Annotated in this window: 20 protein-coding genes; 12 read left to right on the top strand and 8 right to left on the bottom strand. The window is 41.9% G+C overall.

The window, feature by feature from the left end; translation table 11 throughout:
- Positions 1-13: 13 nt before the first annotated feature.
- A complete protein-coding gene (locus FTT83_RS03740) occupies positions 14-601 on the bottom strand; it encodes a nicotinate-nicotinamide nucleotide adenylyltransferase (protein ID WP_180042227.1) in 588 nt (195 codons plus the stop codon).
- A 104-nt stretch (positions 602-705) separates the two neighbouring features.
- Here FTT83_RS03740 and FTT83_RS03735 point away from each other — a divergent pair, with 104 nt between their 5' ends.
- Entirely contained in the window at positions 706-1,506 is an 801-nt protein-coding gene (locus FTT83_RS03735) for an enoyl-CoA hydratase-related protein (protein ID WP_180042225.1), read from the top strand.
- 98 nt (positions 1,507-1,604) lie between these two features.
- Positions 1,605-2,366 carry a nitroreductase family protein gene (locus tag FTT83_RS03730; RefSeq protein ID WP_180042223.1) on the top strand — a complete coding sequence of 254 codons (762 nt, stop codon included), beginning with the start codon at positions 1,605-1,607 and terminating at the stop codon, positions 2,364-2,366.
- 194 nt (positions 2,367-2,560) lie between these two features.
- Here the strand turns inward: FTT83_RS03730 and FTT83_RS03725 are convergent, their stop codons facing one another.
- The 4 genes from FTT83_RS03725 to purL all read right to left on the bottom strand — a co-directional run bounded on the left by FTT83_RS03725 (position 2,561) and on the right by purL (position 8,410).
- The gene (locus FTT83_RS03725) at positions 2,561-2,878 is read right to left on the bottom strand and encodes a YqfO family protein (protein ID WP_180042221.1); all 318 of its coding nucleotides are present in this window, start codon (positions 2,876-2,878) and stop codon (positions 2,561-2,563) included.
- 331 nt (positions 2,879-3,209) lie between these two features.
- The gene (locus tag FTT83_RS03720) at positions 3,210-3,911 is read right to left on the bottom strand and encodes a hypothetical protein (protein WP_180042219.1); all 702 of its coding nucleotides are present in this window, start codon (positions 3,909-3,911) and stop codon (positions 3,210-3,212) included.
- A gap of 309 nt (positions 3,912-4,220) precedes the next feature.
- Entirely contained in the window at positions 4,221-4,352 is a 132-nt protein-coding gene (locus tag FTT83_RS16010; protein WP_251992217.1) for a KGW motif small protein, read from the bottom strand.
- 221 nt (positions 4,353-4,573) lie between these two features.
- Positions 4,574-8,410, bottom strand: a complete 3,837-nt coding sequence (gene purL, locus FTT83_RS03715; protein ID WP_180042217.1) for a phosphoribosylformylglycinamidine synthase — start codon at positions 8,408-8,410, stop codon at positions 4,574-4,576.
- Between the two features lie 534 nt (positions 8,411-8,944).
- Between purL and FTT83_RS03710 the strand changes: the two genes are divergently transcribed.
- The 3 genes from FTT83_RS03710 to ruvB all read left to right on the top strand — a co-directional run bounded on the left by FTT83_RS03710 (position 8,945) and on the right by ruvB (position 12,230).
- Positions 8,945-10,282: a deoxyguanosinetriphosphate triphosphohydrolase gene (locus tag FTT83_RS03710; protein WP_166167245.1), complete on the top strand. Its 1,338-nt coding sequence runs from the start codon at positions 8,945-8,947 to the stop codon at positions 10,280-10,282.
- Positions 10,283-10,403: 121 nt separating this feature from the next.
- A complete protein-coding gene (gene ruvA, locus FTT83_RS03705; protein ID WP_180176247.1) occupies positions 10,404-11,006 on the top strand; it encodes a Holliday junction branch migration protein RuvA in 603 nt (200 codons plus the stop codon).
- 216 nt (positions 11,007-11,222) lie between these two features.
- Positions 11,223-12,230: a Holliday junction branch migration DNA helicase RuvB gene (ruvB, locus tag FTT83_RS03700; protein ID WP_086196174.1), complete on the top strand. Its 1,008-nt coding sequence runs from the start codon at positions 11,223-11,225 to the stop codon at positions 12,228-12,230.
- An 11-nt stretch (positions 12,231-12,241) separates the two neighbouring features.
- Here the strand turns inward: ruvB and FTT83_RS03695 are convergent, their stop codons facing one another.
- Positions 12,242-12,889, bottom strand: a complete 648-nt coding sequence (locus FTT83_RS03695; protein WP_180042211.1) for a hypothetical protein — start codon at positions 12,887-12,889, stop codon at positions 12,242-12,244.
- A 352-nt stretch (positions 12,890-13,241) separates the two neighbouring features.
- On the bottom strand, positions 13,242-13,823 hold the full coding sequence (locus FTT83_RS03690) for a hypothetical protein (RefSeq protein ID WP_180042209.1): 582 nt from the start codon (positions 13,821-13,823) through the stop codon (positions 13,242-13,244).
- Between the two features lie 303 nt (positions 13,824-14,126).
- Between FTT83_RS03690 and FTT83_RS03685 the strand changes: the two genes are divergently transcribed.
- The 7 genes from FTT83_RS03685 (at position 14,127) to pal (ending at position 20,673) form a co-directional block, all read left to right on the top strand.
- Entirely contained in the window at positions 14,127-15,482 is a 1,356-nt protein-coding gene (locus FTT83_RS03685; protein ID WP_218944742.1) for an amidohydrolase, read from the top strand.
- A 240-nt stretch (positions 15,483-15,722) separates the two neighbouring features.
- Entirely contained in the window at positions 15,723-16,133 is a 411-nt protein-coding gene (ybgC, locus tag FTT83_RS03680; RefSeq protein WP_086196177.1) for a tol-pal system-associated acyl-CoA thioesterase, read from the top strand.
- Positions 16,134-16,158: 25 nt separating this feature from the next.
- Entirely contained in the window at positions 16,159-16,857 is a 699-nt protein-coding gene (gene tolQ, locus FTT83_RS03675; protein ID WP_086196178.1) for a protein TolQ, read from the top strand.
- The gene (tolR, locus tag FTT83_RS03670; RefSeq protein WP_086196179.1) at positions 16,857-17,306 is read left to right on the top strand and encodes a protein TolR; all 450 of its coding nucleotides are present in this window, start codon (positions 16,857-16,859) and stop codon (positions 17,304-17,306) included. Before tolQ ends, tolR begins: the two co-directional genes overlap by 1 nt.
- A 3-nt stretch (positions 17,307-17,309) precedes the next feature.
- Positions 17,310-18,557: a cell envelope integrity protein TolA gene (tolA, locus tag FTT83_RS03665; RefSeq protein WP_180176248.1), complete on the top strand. Its 1,248-nt coding sequence runs from the start codon at positions 17,310-17,312 to the stop codon at positions 18,555-18,557.
- Between the two features lie 206 nt (positions 18,558-18,763).
- Positions 18,764-20,047 carry a Tol-Pal system beta propeller repeat protein TolB gene (gene tolB / locus FTT83_RS03660; protein ID WP_180042297.1) on the top strand — a complete coding sequence of 428 codons (1,284 nt, stop codon included), beginning with the start codon at positions 18,764-18,766 and terminating at the stop codon, positions 20,045-20,047.
- Between the two features lie 56 nt (positions 20,048-20,103).
- On the top strand, positions 20,104-20,673 hold the full coding sequence (gene pal / locus FTT83_RS03655; protein WP_180042203.1) for a peptidoglycan-associated lipoprotein Pal: 570 nt from the start codon (positions 20,104-20,106) through the stop codon (positions 20,671-20,673).
- 42 nt (positions 20,674-20,715) lie between these two features.
- On the opposite strand, the gene FTT83_RS03650 is transcribed toward pal, so the two are convergent.
- Positions 20,716-20,910, bottom strand: coding sequence for an NF038105 family protein (locus FTT83_RS03650; protein ID WP_086196183.1), 195 nt, complete (start codon positions 20,908-20,910; stop codon positions 20,716-20,718).
- Positions 20,911-21,084: the final 174 nt, after the last annotated feature.

Below are 21,084 nucleotides of genomic sequence, written 5' to 3'. Positions count from 1 at the left end.
GCTGTGCCTCGACCTAAAAGCTTACTGAAGATTGTTCCAGATTGGTTTTATCTTGGGTCAGGTATTTGTGCTGCAATTGTTGATAAATGGCAGTTTTCTGAAATTTGTGTAAAAACTCACTGGTGCCGAGCGGCAAAGCAGATTCGATAATTTCACCACGATAATATGCTTCACGCAGCGGCGTTGCTGAAATTGCCCCGACCAAGCTGGCAAGTTCCACCATCTCCCATTCCGGAAACAGCTTCAGATAATAAGAAGATTCATCTTTAAAATGACCGATCAAGCCGACTTTGGCTTCTGGTTCAGCAACTTCTTTTACTAGAGATTTAACCAGTTGTTGCCATTTTTGGTCATCATAAACATCAATCACATGCACAAACTTGATCCGCTTCTGGTCCGCTTCTGAAAAATTGGACAAGATCATCTGTTCACGTTCAGCAGCACTAAACGGATTTTTAATATTGCGTTCATTTTGTGCTGAACCTAAGGCCAAAATCACCTTTTGGCTTTGCTGTAATGCAATTTTAATGGTTTGCATATGTGCCAGATGAAAAGGCTGAAAGCGACCAATGAAAACCAGATAATCGAATGTATAGTTCATAACAGATCAAGTTTTTTATGACTCGTGAGTTGTGCCGCTAAAATAAATATGCGACATAATAACTGCCATAAAATCAAATTAAATTTTAAAGCAAGGATAGTACGATGACACTGAGCTGTATTCAACAACCACATCAACATTTAAATGCGAATTTAGACAATGGCGTACTGACCTTAGCCATTCATCGTCCTGAAGCTAAAAATGCGTTATACGGTGAGCTGTATCTAAAAATTGCCCAGGCATTGGATGAAGCCGATCAGGATAAAGACGTGCGCGTGGTGATTTTACGTGGTGAGGATGCCGACTTCAGTGCCGGTAACGATATGCAGGATTTCATGAAGTTTATTCAAACTCCGCTGGCAGGCAAAGCGGGTGATGCACCTCCATTTGTGGTTTTAAAATCTGCGGCAAAATTTTCTAAACCGTTAATTGCTGCTGTTCGTGGTGTGGCGATTGGCATTGGAGTAACGATTTTGCTGCACGCTGACCTGGTGTATAGTGATTCTACTGCCCTGTTCCAGATTCCATTTGTGAGCTTAGGTCTATCGCCTGAAGGCGCTTCGAGCAAATTGCTGATTCAGCAAGCGGGTTACCATAAAGCGGCTGAGCTGCTATTTACTGCACAAAAGTTTAACAGCGACAAAGCCTTAAGTGCTGGAATTGTGAATAGCATTGAAGATGATGTATATGCAACTGCATTGAAACAGGCACAAACTTTAGCAGCACTGCCGCTCGCTTCAATCAAGCAAACCAAAGCCTTAATGAAACATAATCTGCAGGAAATTATTGACTGTATTGATAACGAAGCCGAGATTTTTATGAAGCGCGTAACTTCACCGGAAATGGCAGAAGCTGTTGCAGCATTTATGCAAAAGCGTAAACCGGATTTCGCTCAATTTAATTAATTGAAAAATACATAAAAAACCACTGGGTAATTTACATTGCTTGGTGGTTTTTTTCATTTCTACCCCCACATCAAATAAAAATTGTTACGGAATACACCATGACCAGCCAAGCCAAGACTGAAAAGAAACGCTACTTTGAACCAGCCCCACAAGATATTGATGTCGAAAACTTTAAGAAAGTCATAAAAAGCCGTCGTTCAGTACGAAAATTTACTGACAAAGCCATTCCTGCTGAAGTGCTAGATGAATGTTTAGATCTAGCTTTACTTGCACCGAACTCATCCAATTTACAGCCTTGGACCTTTTATGTGGTTCAAAACCCTGCCAAGAAAAAGCAGTTGATAAAAGCCTGTCTAGGTCAATTGGCTGCAAAGACTGCGGCTGAACTGATTGTCTGCGTGGCAAGGACCGACCGTATTGATGAAATGGCAAAGAAAAATATCAGTGAGTTTCCATTTCCTGAAGTGCCTGCTGCTGTGCAGAAGTATTACAAGTTTATTCCCTACAATTATAAAACCGGTTACTTCAATGTAATAGGTAACTTTAAGAAAGTGGCTTTCAAAGTTGTACGTACACTCGATAAGCAATTGCCTGTGACTGCTTTTAACCCGGCAGATGCAAAACTTTGGGCAAGCAAGACCACGGCTTTAGCATGTGAGAACCTGGTTTTAGCTTTACGTGCTTATGGTTTTGACAGTTGTATGATGGAAGGCTTTGATGAACCGATGGTCAATAAAATTTTAAATCTGAATGATCAACAATATCCAGTCATGGTGATTGCTGCCGGTGAACGTGCAGCGGATGGCGTGTTCTTCCCGCAATACCGTTTTGATCGTGAGCTGTTTGTTCAGAAGGTTTGATTTTAATTGCAAATCGGCACAGCCCCGTAAGCTGTCATAACTCACTTTTAATTTGTGGAGGCGTTTACGTTACTTTGAAAGGTGAGGAATATATTCCGTAAGGTAACCAAAACCGTTTGCTAGCCAGAAGGTTCATCCCTGAACCTCTGGCTAGCGGGTGACATCCATGTCACCCTTTCCCAAATCAAATATCGTCAATAATTTACATCTACTATCTGAACAAACTCAAACGCAGGCTCTTCATACGGATGGCTGGCCTTGAGTGCTTTTGCCACATTAGATGCTTGATTTTCAGGCACAATAGTTTCTACCCGCCATTCCTCGACCTGTTCCAGTTCCCCCACTTCACCAATAAAAGGATCAGCGCCTTTTAACGGCTTAAACTGTCCTGTACCCAACACCTGCCAGGCACAATGCTCATAGTTGCCTATCCCACCTGCCCCTGCTTGAAACACGGCGTTTTTGGTTGATTCAAGATGAGATTCAGGAACGTAATAAATCAGTTTAAGCATGCTATCAATAAACAGAATAAAGATAGGATTATCTTAGCGCTTAAACCTGAATTAATCTCTATCAGATTTCATTGAGACCTTATCAGAACATCAAAAATTAAAATCATTTTAAATACAATTACCTATCACCTTTCTTGACATTTCTTTGACAGTTCAATATTTTACATTGCTCAAAAAACGCTCTATGTTTAGTTCTAACCCTTCAAATTCGATTTTTTCTTTTCATCTCGGTCACCATTATCACCTTAGAATTTCAGCAATAAAAACGGCTGATTGAGGCCGTTTTTTATAAGCTAATGATGAAACTTAGAACAAAATTTTAAGTATTTTTCTATGATTCTGTTGCTAATTTATCGAGTTTAATTTTTATAGCATATAATTTTGCATACACTTCAATAGCATCATTTAATTCTGATCTTCCTTCTTCCATGGTGAATTGATTAGACTTCCTTGAAATATATTTCTGTATACATTCATCGCTTATTTTAATTCTTAAATCTCGAGGGTTATCATAACTTTCAAGTGAATCTGTATGCTTCTTATTTGGCAAATGAAGCATATACAAGTTATTGTACTGCCGAGATAATATTAATCTTAATGATTTTTCAACATCTAACCTTAATTTATTTAAACAGTTAAATTTTTCAATTTGTTCAATTAACTCACAAAATGATTCAGCACATTCATCTACTATACAATCACTACAAAACCCACCTGATCCATAAATACTTTTTTGGACTAAAACTCTAAATAATTCTGTTCTAGCTTCTTTTAACTCCTCTATGGTCTTTTCAGCTTCCGACCTTAATTCTTTCAATTTGACGCCATTTCCTGCAATTGAAAATTCTTGAACCTCAGCTGCAAAGGCTATGATCAATCCAATCACAGCAAATCCAAGACTAAAACCTACAAACTCAGTTCCTGATAATTTCTCCAAAGAGATTAGAAGCCACAAACCACAAGCAATCCCCGCTAAGCCAACAACAGCTCCAAAAACTATATTATTTTTTAATTTATATTCTTTCTTTTTCAATTTTTATTCCGTATGTTTTTAATTAACTAATTTATTATAACAAATAAATAAATTCTAAAATTCAAAAAGTTATTTTATAAAAAACTGAAATCCAATCACATGACTTACGACATGGATGTCGCTCGTTTGGTAGGGATACAAGGACGTATCCTCTACCAAACAAAGCAATTTTGTTACTTTTGCTGCATCAAAAGTAAAACATTGCTTACGCATTATTGATTAAAATTTCGCACAATCAGCGAAGCTGTGACTTTATTAAAATATCCAACACAAAAAAACCACCTCACGGTGGCTTTTTCAATTTAAAAATTAAGAACTTTGCAACAAATAACTACCGATCAAGAACAACATTTGTAGCCCTACGACTGCCATAAAAAACATCCATCCTTTCTTACGTAAAGTCGCTTTATCAACATTTGTATAGATTGCAGTTTTTGGCATTGTGTCACCTCGCTTAGAGATTCAATCCTGAACTTATATTTAGTGAACCATCTTTCTTCCATATTGCATCATGATTGTGCATAAAATATGCAAATCATCTTTCACACCAATATAAAAGCAAAATCCAAACCAAGTCCAGCGGGAGAAATAAAAATAAAATAAAAAATAGATACAAAATAAAAAAGCCACCCGAAGGTGGCTTTTTTCAAAACACTTCAGAATTAACCAATGAACTTACGTGCATTGCGGAACATGCGTAACCATGCACCATCTTCAGTCCATTCTTCAGGTTTCCAAGAATGCTGAACAGCACGGAAGTTACGTTCAGGATGCGGCATCATAATCGTTGCACGACCGTCAGTAGATGTCACACCAGTAATCGCTTCTGGTGAACCGTTCGGGTTCAATGGATATTGCTGTGTAGCATTACCCAAGCTGTCTACATAACGCAGGCTGACTTGATTGCCTGCATTTAATGCAGCAATTTTGTCTTCAGTTGCAACTACACGGCCTTCACCATGTGCTACCGCGATTGGAAGAATCGAACCTTCCATACCGTCTAACAAAATAGAGTGAGATTTTTCAACACGAACGTTCACTGCACGCGCTTCAAATACTTCTGAAGTGTTACGGTGGAAACGAGGCCAGTTTTCCGCACCCGGAATCAGTGGAGCCAATTGCGACAACATTTGACAACCGTTACAGATACCCAAAGAGAAGGTTTCTTGACGATGGAAGAATTTCTCGAACTGGTCACGCAGTTTAGGGTTAAACAATACTGATTTCGCCCAGCCACCGCCTGCGCCCATTACGTCACCGTAAGAGAAACCGCCACAAGCCACAATACCTTCAAAGTCATCCAGACTGATACGGCCAGCAAGCAAGTCGCTCATGTGTACGTCAACAGTGTTGAAGCCGACTTTATCGAATGCCGCAGCCATTTCCACATGACCGTTTACGCCCTGTTCACGCAAGATCACCATGTTTGGACGACGTGAATTGATATACGGCGCTTCAACAGGTTCATTCAGGTCGAATGTCGGCTGTGCGATGATACCTTTGTGGTTCTTGTCAGTGATTAAAGCAAACTCAGAATCCGCAGTTTCAGAGTTGTCACGCAAACGTTGAATTTGATGTGATACTTCAGTCCAAGCTACTTGCAAATCAGCACGTTCAAGTACCAGACCGTTGATAGTCAATTGGTCAGTATTGTTCACTTTACCTACTACAGAGATAGCATCTTTAAGTGAAGATTCAGCGATTTCTGCCTGTAATGCTTCCCAATCAGCAGTAGCAATTTGCAGTACTGCACCAATTTCTTCAGCAAACAGGCTTGCAGTCGATTGATCTTCCAGTGCTACACCCAAACGTGAAGCAAACATCATTTCTGCAACAGTCGCGAGTAAGCCACCATCACCGATGTCATGATAAGCCTTGATCAGGCCACGGTTATTCCAGTCCTGAACCAATGCAAAGAATGCTTTGAAATCTTCGAAACTGTCTACATCTGGAGTTACAGAACCAATGGCTTTATACACCTGAGCCAGAATCGAACCACCAAGGCGGAACTGACCTTTAGAAAGATCAATACGTACCAGTACTGAATCCAGGTTTTTCAATTCAGGGGTCAATGTTTGACGTACATCAGTCACCGGTGCAAATGCAGTAATTACGCCAGACATTGGAGATGTTACAGACTTGTCTTCACCTTCATCATTCCAGGTGGTACGCATAGACAGTGAGTCTTTACCAACAGGAATTGCAATACCCAGCGCAGGACACATTTCCATACCGATGGCTTTTACGCCTTCAAATAACGCTTGGTCTTCACCCGGTTGGCCTGCAGCTGCCATCCAGTTTGCAGACAATTTAATGTCGCTAATCTGCTCGATTTTTGCAGACATGATGTTGCTAATAGACTCAGCTACAGCCAAACGTGCTGATGCAGCAGGGTTTAAAAGCGCAACTGGTGGACGCTCACCCATCGCCATCGCTTCACCAGTGTAACCGACAAGGCTGGTTGTAGTGACTGCAGCATCTGCTACAGGAACTTGCCAAGGACCCACCATCTGGTCACGTGCAACCATACCGGTAATCGAACGGTCACCGATGGTGATTAAGAACGATTTAGAAGCAACGGTCGGGTTTTTAAGAACACGGAAAATCGCATCTTTCAAATCAGTGACTTTAGCTGCATCGAAGTCGTCGCCTTTGCGTTCAATCGTTTCATATGAACGGCTCATGCGTGGTGTACCGCCAAGCATCACCTGCATTGGCATATCCACGGCTTTGTTTTCAAACAATGGATCTTCAACAGTTAAGTGACGTGCTTCAGTCGCTTCACCCAATACTGCAAACGGACAACGTTCACGTGCACAAAGTGATTCAAACAGGCTTAAAGAACTTGGACGAATCGCCAATACATAACGTTCTTGTGCTTCGTTCGACCAGATTTCCATTGGAGACATGCCTGGCTCAAGTGATGGAATCTTACGCAGATCAAGCACTGCACCCAATTCATGGTCATTGACCAACTCAGGCATGGCATTTGAGATACCGCCCGCACCGACGTCATGTACAGACACGATCGGGTTGAAATCTTCCATGCGCCAGCACGCATCAATCACTTCCTGACAACGACGTTCCATTTCCGGGTTTTCACGTTGTACAGAAGCGAAATCCAGGTTTTCACCCAATTTACCGCTGTCTACAGAAGATGCTGCACCACCACCTAGGCCGATCAACATTGCAGGACCACCAAGAACGATTAACAAGTCGCCCGGTTGGATGGCATCTTTTTCAACATGGTCAGGACGGATGTTCCCGTAACCACCGGCAATCATGATTGGCTTGTGGAAGCCTTTCACTTCACCATTGACGTTTTGTTCGAAAGTACGGAAATAACCGTTTAACGCAGGACGACCAAATTCGTTGTTAAACGCAGCACCGCCCAATGGGCCTTCAATCATGATTTGAAGTGGAGATGCCATACGCGATGGTTTGCCGTAGTTTTCTTCCCAAGGTTGTTCAAAGCCTGGAATGTTCAGGTTAGACACCGTGAAACCGGTTAAACCTGCTTTCGGTTTACCACCACGACCCGTTGCGCCTTCATCACGGATTTCACCGCCCGAACCAGTCGCAGCACCAGCAAATGGTGCAATCGCTGTTGGATGGTTGTGGGTTTCCACTTTCATGAGGATGTGAGCAGCTTGGCTCTTGTATTTATAAACGTGGTGACCTGTTTCGTTATCTTTTTTCGGATAGAAACGCTGTGTGTCAAAGCCCACGATGACAGAAGCATTATCTTTATAAGCGGACAATACGTCTGTTGGAGATTCTTTATAAGTATTCTTGATCATTTGGAACAATGATAATGGCTGTTTTTCACCATCAATTGTCCATTCTGAACCGAAGATTTTATGACGGCAATGCTCAGAGTTGGCTTGAGCAAACATCATCAATTCGATGTCGTGCGGGTTACGACCCAGCTTGTTAAATGCTGCGGTTAAATAATCAATTTCTTCATCTGACAAGGCAAAACCAAATTCAGAGTTGGCTTTAACCAGTGCTTGTTTACCCTGACCTAAAATATCAATGCTATTTAAAGGTTTTGGTGCAGTTTCAACAAATAAAGCTGCAGCGTCATCAATATGATTGAACACGCTTTCAGTCATACGGTCATGTAAAACCTGTTTAACTTCATTGGATACTTCAGAAATACCTTTTAAAGTAAACAAAACACCGCGTTCAAGGCGGTGTATCGGGGTATTACAGTTGGCAAAAATATCAGTCGCTTTAGAAGACCACGGAGAAATCGTGCCTAGACGTGGCGTTACAAGAATCTGAATTTCATCACTTGCTGCCTGACGAACTTCAAAAGAAGCACCATCATTTAATAATTGTAATGCAGATTGATGCTGCTGTTCGTTGAGCGCTTGATCAAACAGATAAATCCATTGACTTTCAATTGATTGAACAGAACTCATTGACGCGAGACGGTTTAAGAGTTGAGTTTTCTTAAAAGAAGAGTGTGCTGGTGCACCGGCCACGATAAACATGCTGATTTTGGCTCCACGGGCAGGTCTATTGGACCCTACCGCCAATGTGACTTAGAGAGAGCGCATATTCTACTGTGTATTGGCAAAATCAGCTAGATAGAAATTCACGAATGTGCCATCTATTCTTTCAAGAACATGGAAGAATATTTTATTTTTCAGATAAAAATTTTGAATCTTATATAAATTTAAGCCTGCACTATCTTGTTTCTAAATATTATTTCAATATTACAGCTTATGCTCAATTCCGTATCTTTTAGCCAGTGTTACATAATTCTGCATCTTTTCATTCTTGATGTCTTAGCGTTCTTTCATAAATCATTTTTCAATAACTATAAGCTGTTCGTAAAGTCAAAAGAAAAAATAGATTTTAGCAGGTATTGGATTCATGAAAGAGATCTCTTGAGTAAATGATTGAGCTCAAACACTAGTACCCAGCTCAGTGCATTATCAGAAAGACAAATCATGTCGCCCTACTCTAGTCGCTTGGACTTTTTTTTGGCATGATGAATTCAGCTCTTCATTGAATAACGATAAATGGAACAAATGCGTTGGTTGGAACTGCTTTCGACAGTTCGTATTGGTAGCAAAAAACAAAGTTCAGAACAGGCACGTAGCCCATTTCACAAAGATTATGACCGCATTATCTTTTCGCAAAGTTTCCGCCAGCTCAACCGTAAAACCCAAGTCCACCCCCTGACCCAGCACGATGGTATTCACACCCGTTTAACCCATTCGCTCGAAGTATCATGTATTGGCCGTTCATTGGGCATGCTGGCAGCGGAAAAAATTAAAGATCAACTCCCGGTGTGGATTTCCCCTGCCGATGTCGGTGCCATTATTCAGGCTGCGTGTCTGGCACATGATATTGGTAATCCACCTTTTGGACATGCCGGTGAATATGCCATTCGCGAATGGTTTGATGATGCTTCACATGGCAATTTTTTAAAAAAACTCACCCCGGAAGAGCAGGCCGATGTACGCCAGTTTGAGGGCAATGCCCAAGGTTTACGTTTACTAACCAAAATTGACTATCATCCCAATGATGGCGGCATGCGTCTAACTTACGCCACTTTAGGCGCTTATTTAAAATATCCGTGGCTGTCGAAAACCATTGCCTCACAAGGGGATCGCCCTGCCAATCAGCGGGCAAAATTTGGCTGTTACCAGTCTGAAAAAGAGACTCTCAAGCAAATTGCAGAGCAGCTCGGTTTAATTCAGCTTGGTGAATATCAGTATTGCCGTCATCCGCTGACCTATTTACTCGAAGCTGCGGATGACATCTGTTATGCCCTGATTGATCTGGAAGATGGCATTATTTTAAATATGTTGTCTTATGAAGAAGTCGAACCGGTTTTCCTCGACCTGATTGCAGATTATGGCAGGCCTGAAGAATTATCCATACCAACCACCTGGCAGCAAAAAATTGCTGCTTTACGCGGCCGGGTGATGAAACGTCTTGTGGATGAAGTGACCACTGCTTTTACCAAACATCACTTTGAAATTTTATCAGGACAACTCAAAGGCAGTTTATTGCAATATTGTTCTGAAGATATTGAATGGGGGATTGAACGAGCCAAAAATTTAGCCCGTGACAAGATTTTTGAACATCCGCAAAAGGCTGGTTTAGAGATTATTGCCCATCAAAGTCTGCAAAATATTCTGGATGCCTTTATTCCGCTGACTACACCTCATAAGACTTTAAGCTTTAAAGAGCAGCGCTTGATGTCTATGTTACAACGCGCCGGAGTCAATTTTCAAAGTAATCACTATGAAAATATTATGCAGGTGCTGGATATTATTTCGAAATTCTCAGACCATCAGGCCTATAACCTGTCGCAAGAGTTACAGGGCAATAAAGCCGGCTTGATGTAAAAATGTTGCAGATATGCTGGCTAAAATTTTCATCAGATTTAAAAATTATACCTGAGCATTTTGCCTTTCGTACAAATGCTCACTACTATGCAACCAACGATAGATAAGTGAATAAATAAACATGATTGGATGTCTTATTGGCGAGGTGTTGGCTCTAGAAGCACCAACAGTATTATTAAATGTAAATGGCGTGGGCTATGAAATCGATACCCCGCTTTCCACATTTTGCCAATTACAAAAAGGCCAGAAAGTTACCTTATGGACGCATCTCGCCGTTCGTGAAGATGCTCAATTACTCTATGGTTTTTTAAATGCGCAAGAGAAAACCATTTTCCGTACCCTGCTTAAAGTCAACGGTGTGGGGCCTAAAATGGCTTTGGGTATTCTTTCTACTCTCAGCGTCGACATGCTAATTCATACTGTTGAACATGAAGATGTGAATACGCTAGTTAAAGTACCGGGTGTCGGCAAGAAAACCGCTGAACGCTTGATGATTGAACTGCGTGACCGCTTCAAAGCCATGTCTGCTGGCAATGTTCCGACCAATTCAACAACACCACAAATTCAGTTTACGGGTAATTCTGCCGTCGCAGAAGCCGAAGCAGCTTTACAGTCTTTAGGCTACAAACCTGCTGAAACACAAAAACTGATTAATGCCGTTAAAGCTGACTATACTGAAGCCAGCGACATTATTCGCGCTGCATTAAAATCGATGAATAAATAAAAATGTCCAACAATCTTGGATACACGCAGGCGACATGGATGTCGCCGTTAAACTGATGCTACAAGGATGTAGCATCAGTTTAACAAATGGGTTTTGTCACTTTTGCCCAGTCAAAAGTGAAAATTGCCTACACTAAAGGCATATAAAACCTAAAAGATTTTTGAGGCTGTGAATTAATCCACCTCAAATGACCGTAAAGAGATAGATTAAACACATATGCAAGACCGTCTCATCAGTGGTTCTGAAAAACCTGAAGATCATTTTGATCGTGCCATTCGCCCCACTTCCCTCGATGACTACATCGGTCAGCCCGTGGTCCGCGAGCAAATGGAAATCTTTATTGGCGCAGCCCGTGGCCGTGGCGAAGCTCTCGACCATACCCTGATTTTTGGCCCACCGGGTTTAGGTAAAACCACACTGGCCAATATTATCGCACGCGAAATGGGCGGTAATTTAAAATCCACTTCTGGTCCGGTACTGGAACGTGCAGGCGATCTGGCTGCCATGCTGACCAATCTGGAAGAAGGCGATGTGCTCTTTATTGATGAAATTCACCGTCTTTCACCTGTGATTGAAGAAATTCTGTATCCAGCGATGGAAGATTACCAGCTGGATATCATGATTGGTGAAGGACCGGGTGCACGTTCAATTAAACTCGACTTACCCCCATTTACCTTAGTTGCTGCAACCACACGTGCAGGCTTGCTCACCTCTCCGCTACGTGACCGTTTTGGTATTGTGCAGCGTCTGGAATTCTATTCAGTTGCCGACCTGACTCATATTGTGTCGCGTTCTGCCAGTTTAATGGATGTTCCCATGACTGCTGATGGTGCACAAGAAATTGCCCGTCGTGCCCGTGGCACACCACGTATTGCCAACCGTTTGCTGCGTCGTGTACGTGACTATGCTCAAGTCAAAGGTACAGGCGAAGTGACTCAGGAAATGGCACAACGTGCACTGGATATGCTGAATGTCGATAAAGATGGCTTGGATACTTTAGACCGTCGTTATTTAAGCATGTTGTTAGAACGTTTTGATGGTGGCCCTGCCGGTGTGGAAGCTTTGGCTGCTGCCATGGCAGAAGATTCAGGCACGCTAGAAGATGTGATTGAGCCTTATCTGATTCAGCAAGGCTATACCATGCGTACTGCACGTGGCCGTATTGCCACTAATATGGCATATTTGCAGTTTGGCATGACGCCACCTGAGCCGAAGGACAAATGAGAAAAGGGAGTTTAGACTCCCTCCTTTACCTTGGTTAGTTCACTATTTAAAAAATTGAATATCTTTTCCTTAAATAATCGTACCTCTTCTTTTAAGTCTGATAGATTAATTTCTATTTTTTCCTTTCTAAAACTTGGAGTAATATTAGAAATAGTCCTTCGCTTGAATAAAATAATATCAGCTCTAGTTAACTTTTCTTCAGGGGTCGAATTACCTATATATAGTTCTAGTTTAGTACCTAAACTTTCCATTAGATCTCTTTTTTTAGTTAAATCGACTACATATTCAATTGGATAATCTATATCTAAGTTATTTTGTAAGTTTTTCGACTCATATAATAAATTTTCATATAATGAAATAAAATCAGCACTTGCTAAACGAATTGCATCAATTTTTTCCTTGCTTAAATGAATAGCTGTTTCAATTTTATTCTGTTTCTCTTGGCTTTGAATTAGTTCTTGATTCGACTTTATTTGGCTTTCTGTAGACTTTCTCACCACATAAATTGTAATCAAAAAACCAATAAAACTTATAAAAACAGAACAAATAATTGATGCTGCTACAACCCAATCTGTGGAGTGTTGAATATCTAAAAATAATTTCTGCCCATTCGGCTGCTGTAAAACTACTGCCTGCATGCTTTCTTGTTGGTTCGCCAATTCCTACCCCTTAAAAATCAAAATATTACCTAAAATATTTTATTACAACTCATCAACTTATATTTTTATTTTTAGATTCATCACTTTTAAAAAATCAATTGACAGGCGACATGGATGTCGCCCGTTGGATTGGGGTATATGGACATACCCTCAATCCAACAAAGGGATTTTGTTTACTTTTGGCCTCTCAAAAGTAAGACTTTGCCTACACAAATATATTTCAATTTTATTGAAAAATTGTGGCAGTGAAATCTTATAATTTATCTACGCGAATTCTAAAACTTCTTATAAGCACAAAATCAAAGCATGCTGCTGTTTGATTAACAAACTAGCACCACTAAAAATAAAAGCCCTAAGACCTAGAAATCACCCTCACCTCTTCCACCAGCATCAACTCGCACGCACCATTCCCGGTATCTTCACGGCTAAGTGAACTACGCCAAGTCCAGCCATCAGCAGCCGTGACCTCAACCAGCTGTCCTTTTAAATAAATCAAATCATCTTGATCAATAGCTTTGAGCTGCTTTGCAATCTGTTTCGATGCAGGGATCAAGTGTGTATTGGCACTGTGCGTTGAAATTTCATTGACCGGAATGGGCGGTGCATTTTCATAACGCCAGTAATACCAGCGATTACTCTGACTGATCGATAACTGTTTATAAACAGCAGGATTGGTCATGCTGCCCCATCCCAAAGCAAAATCAACTGGACTAAGTTCCGCCTCTCGTCCAAAACTATAGTCTTCTCTGGATAAAACCCGAAACTCGCCAGCATACGCTTCCAGATTTTTCATCCTATAGCCATCAAACTGATGAATTCCTTGAGCAGACTGATAATCAGCAGCCTCTGAAATCCCTTTATCCGGTTTCAGCCAGTAATTCCACAGTGCAAACCCCAAGGCAAAAATAATTATATATTTCAAAAAGCGACTCATTTTAAACTCGAATGTCATGCAGTGTTGTAATGCCCTAATAATGGATTGAATCAAATAAAATTGTTGGGTCACAGATCCGAAAATTAAGAGGGATAAACAAAATTGATAAAAGCTAATTTCACATAAATCGCAAAGTATTTATAGTCTCGAAGTCCATATAAAACCTTTGTATTCCAGCAACTAACAACAAATATACCTTAAAAGTATATTAAGGGCACTCAAATAGTTTTGTCTAAATTTCCTTCATTATGCAATGCTATGGATTCACTGAAATGATCTCAACCTTTAAGGATTCGGTAATATATGGACATATACAAGCAGATCTCCCTTTGTCTTCCACTTTTTCTTTGCAGCCAGCTGAGCCTTGCAGACTGGATTGATGATTCCGTTAAAAATGTAGAAGCCCATACCATTCAGCTTCGACAGCATATTCATCAAAATCCCGAACTGGGCAATATGGAATTCAAAACCTCCGAGCTGGTACAAAAAGAGTTAAAATCTTATGGGATAGAAGTGCGTAAAGGCTATGCCAAAACCGGTGTCATCGGGGTACTTAAAGGAGCTAAACCGGGTCCAGTGATGGCATTACGTGCCGACATGGATGCCCTTCCGATTGAAGAAAAAACTGGACTTCCTTATGCCAGTAAAGTCAAAGCCATTTATCAGGGCAAAGAAACCGATGTCATGCACGGCTGTGGTCATGATGCTCATACCGCGATGTTACTGGGTGCAGCCAAGGCCTTAGCAGCCAATAAAGATAAAATTGCAGGTACTGTGGTATTTGTTTTCCAACCGGCTGAAGAAGGCGGTGCTGATATTGATAATTTTACTCAAGGTCATTTGATCGGTTCACGTAAAATGATTGCCGATGGTGCATTGAACAATCCCAAACCGGAAGTTATTTTTGGTATGCACGTAATGGCAGGTATGCCAAGCGGTAATATCTCCTATAAAGATGGTGCCATTCTGAACAGTGCGGATCATTTACGCATTCAGGTCAACGGCAAGCAGGTACATGGTTCCATGCCCTGGCTGGGTCGCGATCCAATCTATGCTTCGTCGCAAATGATCAACAACATGCAAAGTTTGATTAGTCGTAATGCAGATTTGACCAAAGGCATGGGCGTAGTCAGCATTGGTAGTATTCACGGGGGAACAACGGGTAATGTCATTCCCGATCAGGTGAATATGGTGGGTACCATTCGTTCTAACAGTGAAGATGTTCGCCAGAGCATTTTAAAAACTTTACCGAACATGCTAGAACATAATGCCGCTGCCAATCAGGTCACAGCAAAAGTGGAAATTGCACCCTACGCGCCTGTTACGACCAATGACAAAACCTTAACCAAACTGATGCAACCCACGCTGGCTCAGGTGAATGGCGAAGATAAACTGCATGTATTGGACAACAATGCCAGTGCCAGCGAAGATTTTGCCTATTATGGTCAGCTGATGCCATCCTTGTTTGTCTTTGTGGGGGCAACTCCTGCCGATCAGGACATGACCAAAGCCGCACCTAACCATAACCCGTTATTTATTGTCGATAATAAGACTTTAAAAACCGGGGTAGAAAGCCATGTGCGTTTTATTCTGGATTATCCAAAAGTTGCCGAACAGGTACAGGCCGACTGGAAAAAGAGACAAACCACAAAAAAATAAGTACGTTTAAAAAAAGTGAGCATCCTTTGCTCACTTTTCGTATTTACAGGTTTTGCAGATTGAATACAGAATAAATTTCATTTGAAACCTTGTGCCATTGGACTCAATTCTCATAATGATAAACTGCCACGCGTTACACAGCTTGACTCTTGGCAAAAAAACCGTCATTTTCACAGTTTTTTTAAACCGCTAAAAGCACAGCTAAAACCATAAAACTGAATTGAAAAATGGGACACAATCATGGCGAATAAATTCGAATTCAACATTCGTGTATATATTGAAGACACCGATGCCGGTGGCATTGTCTATCATGCAAACCATATTCGTTTTATGGAACGTACCCGTACCGAATGGCTACGTGCTTCAGGCGTAGATCACTACTGGCACCAAAAAGATTACAACTTTGTCGTTCATAAAATTAACGTGAAATATTCACGCCCTATCCTGATGGATGACCTGATTACTGTTACCGCGAGTGTAGTTTCGTGTAAAGCGACATCATTTGTATTGCAACAGAATATTTATCGTGGTGAAATCATGCTTGCCTCTGGTGAAGTCGAATTGGCATGTATCAGCGTAGATGGTATGCGTCCAACCCGACTTCCTGAGGAAATCCGTACACTAATTCTCAAAGAGTTAGGACAAGACTAAAAAAATTTATTGGCACATTGTAACTATGGCAACACAACTAGAATCTTCGCTACACGTATCAGATCTTATTTTACAAGCAAGTCCTGTGGTTCAACTGGTAATGCTGCTGCTACTTCTGGCATCATTATATAGTTGGTATCTGATTGCCAAGTTACATATGAGTTATAAAAAAGCCCAGGCCGAAGATCAACACTTTCAAAAAATCTTCTGGTCGGGGGCTGAATTAAATACCCTGTATAACAATGCCCAGCTCAATTCCAAACGTGTCGGTCTGGAAGATATTTTCTATCATGGCTTGGGTGAATTTTTCAAACTTAAAAAACGCAATGCGCCTGCCCAGCAAAGTATTGAAAGTACTGAACGTATCCTGCGTGTGGGTCTTAGCCGTGATCAGGGACACCTTGAACAAGGTTTGGGTGCGCTGGCAAGCATTGGCTCAGTTGCGCCTTATGTCGGACTGTTTGGTACGGTTTGGGGCATCATGAATGCCTTTATTGGTCTGGCAGAGGTCGATCAGGTTACACTGGCAACCGTAGCTCCAGGTATTGCCGAAGCATTAATCGCCACTGCAATTGGTCTGTTTGCAGCCATTCCTGCTGTTTTGGCCTTTAACCATTACACCGCAAAAGGTGAAGCAGTTTATTCAGACCGCGCTTTATTTGCTGAAGAAATGGTGGCGCTGTTACAACGTCAAACTGTGGGTTCTACACAGGAAAATGACTGATGGCAATTCAACGTTCCGGACGCTTTGAGCGTATCAAAAAACCATTAAAAAGTGACATGAATGTTGTCCCTTATATCGACGTGATGCTGGTGCTGTTGGTGATTTTTATGGTCACTGCACCCATGATTACTACAGGGGTAAAAGTTGATTTGCCTCAAGCAAATGGTGCACCCATGCAGGCCGAAGACCGCCCTGCCATTGTCACACTTGAAACAGATGGCACCATTAAACTTGAAGATAAATCACATAATAATGATGTACTCACACTCGATGAATTAAAAGCTGTACTGACTGAGTCACAACGTGAAGCTTCAGCACAGAAAAAACAAATGAGTGTACTGATTAACGGCAGTGAATCTCGTCCTTATGGTGAAGTCATGAAACTCATGTCTGCCTTACAGGATGCAGGATTAACTCAAGTGGGTTTACTGACTGAGCCATTAAAATAATTTATGAAAGATTTTAAAAAGCCGCCTTTTAAACAAAATGCAGTTGCGATTGGCTTCACCCTTGGGGTGCATGTTATTGCAGTGGTTGGCTTGCTTTATCTGGGCATGAGTCAACCACCTGAGCCGCCCAAAAAGATCACTACCGTTTTAGTTAAACCTGAAGATTTAAAACCTGTCACACCTGAAGTCACAGAGTTTGATGAAACAGCAGACAAAAATGTCGCTGAACAAATCACCCAAACGGCTGAACCAAGTATTGAACCTGCTCCTGTGATTCCAGTTGCACCCCCTACTCCAGCACCGGCAAAACCTGATACCGATAAAGCCGTACAGCAAGCCAAGGCTGCTGCCGAAGCGATGCAAAAGGCTGAACAGCAGGCTGCTGAAAATGCAAAAGTTGCTGAAGCAAATAAATTAAAAGCCCAAGCTGAGGCTGCTGCAAAAGCTCAAGCGAATGCTGCCGAGAAAGCCAAAGCCGATGCCGCTGTAAAGGCTAAAGCTGATGCTGCAAATAAAGCCAAGGCTGATGCCGCTGCAAAAATGGAAGCAGATGCCAAACGTAAAGCAGATCAGGCTGAACGTGCAAAAGCAGAAAAAGTAAAAGCGGATGCATTAAGAAAAGCAGAGGCGGATAAACAGCATGCTGAAGCTGCTGCAAAAGCCAAAACTGATGCTGCAAATAAAGCCAAGGCCGATGCCGCAGCAAAAGCAAAAGTCGATGCTGCAAATAAAGCCAAGGCTGATGCCGCTGCAAAAGCAAAAGCCGATGCTGCAAATAAAGCCAAGGCTGATGCCGCTGCAAAAGCAAAAGCCGATGCTGCAAATAAAGCCAAGGCTGATGCCGCTGCAAAAGCAAAAGCCGATGCTGCAAATAAAGCTAAAGCGGATGCGGAAGCACGTGAACGTGCCGTGGAAGAAGCCAAAGCATCAGCCGCCAAACAGGCAGCGGAAGAAGCTGCAACCAAAAAGGCTGAAGCCAAGAAAATTGCCTCAACAGCAAAACGTGATTTTGAAAATAAAATCAAACGTGCATGGGACATCCCAAGTGGCTCATCAGGTCAAAAAGCCACTGCCAGAGTCACTTTAAGTGATAGCGGTTCGGTTCAGTCCGTGATTGTCAACTCGAGCGACCCTGACATGAAAGCCAGTGTAGAAGCTGCTGTTCGAGCAGCTGCACCTTATCCAATGCCTTCAGACCCCGATGCACGACGTGAAGCAAGAACCTTTACTTCAAGCTTTACGGCGAGATAACTAGAAGCCACATCAAATTCTGGTTGATGTGGCTTTTTTTGGCATTTAAACTGGATAGTCGATAAAACAGCCAAAATTTTATTCACTTTTCACAGTCTTATAACAGTTTAGTCATTATGATGGGCTTTCAATCACTCAAAATCATGCCATTATGTGACACAAGCAGATTCACAATAATTTATATTTTTTAGAGTACGTAGCAGATGATGGAAATGACGCGTAAACATCTACTTTGCCTAACCATTTTGGCCGCTTTAAGCCCGGTATTAGCCACGCAATCCTATGCTCAATTACATCTGGAGATTGCTAAGGCACCTGAAGAAGCGCCAAAAATTGCCATTATTCCATTTAATAATGATCAAAGTATTTACCCAATCGTCGAAAATGACCTGAACCGTTCCGGTAAATTTTCCAGCGCTTCCAAAAATCTTCCTGCCACTGCAAGCATGAATAATCCGAATACAGAAGCATGGAAAGCTGCCGGTGTGCCTTATGTGGTAACCGGTACGGTAAAAACTACTGATAATGGCAGTTTTGAAGTTCATTATCAGCTCTATGACATAGAAAAACAGCAATACCTGTTAAATGAATTATTGACTGTACCGGCTTCGCGTATCCGTCAAGCTGGTCATATGATCAGTGATGCCATTTACCAGGCATTGACCGGTATTCCAGGTGATTTCAGCGGTCGTATCGCCTATGTACTGCGTAACCCAGCAACACCGGAACAACGCTATACCCTACAAATTGCCGATACCGATGGTGAGCAGCCGAGAACCATTCTGACTTCCCGTGATCCTATCCTGTCACCGGCCTGGACCCCAGACGCAAAAAAAATTGCTTACGTTTCATTTGAAACCAAACGTCCGGCCATTTACGTACAGGACTTGGCTACAGGAAACCGTGAAAAACTGGCCAGCTTCCGTGGACTGAATGGTGCGCCAAGTTTCTCACCGGATGGCAAGAGCATGCTATTTACAGCTTCCATGCATGGCAATCCTGAAATCTATCAAATGAACCTGGATACACGTGAACTACAGCGCATGACCAATGACAGTGCCATTGATACCGAAGCACGTTATGCTCCAGACGGTAAATCTTTTATTTTCACCTCTGACCGCGGTGGTTCAGCACAGATTTATAGCTATAATTTTGCCAATAGCACAAGTAAGCGTCTGACCTTCCGTGGCGCATTTAATGCCCGTGGTACCTTAAGTGCAGATGGCAAAAAAATTGCTCTGGTTCATCGTCCAAGTGGTAGCAACTATAAAGTGGCCATCCAGGACATCAACACCGGTATTACCAACATTCTTACCCCGACCAGTCTGGATGAGTCACCAAGTTTCTCTCCAAATGGTCAAATGGTGGTCTATGCAACCCGTGAAGGAAACCGTGGTTTATTGTCTATCATGTCACTGGATGGTCGTTTCCGCATGAACCTGCCAAGTGAACAGGGCGAGGTTCGTGAACCGGCTTGGGCCCCTAAATAACAATACAAGCGAATTAATTTTATTAATCTAAAGTAATGATAATCATGGAGATAAAGATGAAAGCAATTCAATTATTAGTACTTCCTGTTCTTGCTACAGCACTGGTGATGACTGGATGTGCCAGCCGCAAGCCTGCTGCTGAAATTCAGGCAGGACAAAATCCGAGCGGGGCCACTACCGTCAGTACTGAAGGTCTAAGTGAAGATGCTGCCTTGAATGCACAAAACCTGGCAGGTGCGTCATCTAAAGGTGTGACGGCTGCGAACAAGGCATTCCTAGCCAAGCGTGTGGTTCACTTTGACTATGACAGCAGTGAACTTTCAAATGAGGACTATCAAACCCTTCAGGCACATGCCCAATTTCTTGTCGCCAATGCCAATTCAAAAGTTGCTTTGACCGGTCATACCGATGAACGTGGTACCCGTGAATACAACATGGCCTTGGGCGAACGTCGTGCCAAGGCAGTAGAAAGTTTCTTGCTGACTAACGGTGTAGCTGCAACCCAGTTGGAAGCCGTAAGTTATGGCAAGGAAATGCCGGTTAATCCGGGTCATGACGAAAATGCATGGAAAGAAAACCGCCGCGTAGAAATCAACTACGAAGCCGTTCCGCCTTTATTAAAATAAGGGTTACCATATAAAAAAAGCGCTCAAATTTGAGCGCTTTTTTTAAGCTTTCTCAGATGCCTGAGAGGCTTCTTGCGGATGCTGCATGGATTCAATCAGATCATGCTTGTTGAATTTTTTGTATTCAGGTTTAGCTTCATATGCTTTCCACGCCTCTTTCACTTTTTCGGCAGAAATATCATCTAAACTCATAGCTTCATTTGGCGTTGGAGTCGCATCAAACTTTTGCGTTGTCATAATTATGCTCCTATCACGTTTTCCATAACCTATAGAACTCAACATAGCATTTTCCACAGAACTTACAAGAGTAAAATCGCGACAAATAGCAGAGTTTAATTGTTCTTTTGCCACGTTCTCATCTAAAATAGCTGCCCATATTCATTTGATAATTTTTTATCATTTTCTAATTGG

Origin of the sequence: Acinetobacter sp. YH01018 (assembly GCF_013420295.1) — a bacterium.
Lineage (GTDB): Bacteria > Pseudomonadota > Gammaproteobacteria > Pseudomonadales > Moraxellaceae > Acinetobacter.
The sequence above is the reverse complement of the archived record's forward strand: the minus strand, read 5'-3'. Positions and strand labels throughout refer to the sequence as shown.

Excerpts from the sequence above, each read along its gene's own strand:
- tolB (WP_180042297.1), top strand. The coding sequence starts at position 18,764 with ATGGAAATGACGCGTAAACATCTACTTTGCCTAACCATTTTGGCCGCT.
- FTT83_RS03730 (WP_180042223.1), top strand. The coding sequence starts at position 1,605 with ATGACCAGCCAAGCCAAGACTGAAAAGAAACGCTACTTTGAACCAGCC.
- FTT83_RS03740 (WP_180042227.1), bottom strand. The coding sequence starts at position 601 with ATGAACTATACATTCGATTATCTGGTTTTCATTGGTCGCTTTCAGCCT.
- FTT83_RS03690 (WP_180042209.1), bottom strand. The coding sequence starts at position 13,823 with ATGAGTCGCTTTTTGAAATATATAATTATTTTTGCCTTGGGGTTTGCA.
- ybgC (WP_086196177.1), top strand. The coding sequence starts at position 15,723 with ATGGCGAATAAATTCGAATTCAACATTCGTGTATATATTGAAGACACC.
- tolA (WP_180176248.1), top strand. The coding sequence starts at position 17,310 with ATGAAAGATTTTAAAAAGCCGCCTTTTAAACAAAATGCAGTTGCGATT.
- FTT83_RS16010 (WP_251992217.1), bottom strand. The coding sequence starts at position 4,352 with ATGCCAAAAACTGCAATCTATACAAATGTTGATAAAGCGACTTTACGT.
- pal (WP_180042203.1), top strand. The coding sequence starts at position 20,104 with ATGAAAGCAATTCAATTATTAGTACTTCCTGTTCTTGCTACAGCACTG.
- FTT83_RS03650 (WP_086196183.1), bottom strand. The coding sequence starts at position 20,910 with ATGACAACGCAAAAGTTTGATGCGACTCCAACGCCAAATGAAGCTATG.
- FTT83_RS03725 (WP_180042221.1), bottom strand. The coding sequence starts at position 2,878 with ATGCTTAAACTGATTTATTACGTTCCTGAATCTCATCTTGAATCAACC.
- ruvB (WP_086196174.1), top strand. The coding sequence starts at position 11,223 with ATGCAAGACCGTCTCATCAGTGGTTCTGAAAAACCTGAAGATCATTTT.
- tolQ (WP_086196178.1), top strand. The coding sequence starts at position 16,159 with ATGGCAACACAACTAGAATCTTCGCTACACGTATCAGATCTTATTTTA.
- purL (WP_180042217.1), bottom strand. The coding sequence starts at position 8,410 with ATGTTTATCGTGGCCGGTGCACCAGCACACTCTTCTTTTAAGAAAACT.
- tolR (WP_086196179.1), top strand. The coding sequence starts at position 16,857 with ATGGCAATTCAACGTTCCGGACGCTTTGAGCGTATCAAAAAACCATTA.
- FTT83_RS03735 (WP_180042225.1), top strand. The coding sequence starts at position 706 with ATGACACTGAGCTGTATTCAACAACCACATCAACATTTAAATGCGAAT.
- ruvA (WP_180176247.1), top strand. The coding sequence starts at position 10,404 with ATGATTGGATGTCTTATTGGCGAGGTGTTGGCTCTAGAAGCACCAACA.
- FTT83_RS03710 (WP_166167245.1), top strand. The coding sequence starts at position 8,945 with ATGGAACAAATGCGTTGGTTGGAACTGCTTTCGACAGTTCGTATTGGT.
- FTT83_RS03685 (WP_218944742.1), top strand. The coding sequence starts at position 14,127 with ATGGACATATACAAGCAGATCTCCCTTTGTCTTCCACTTTTTCTTTGC.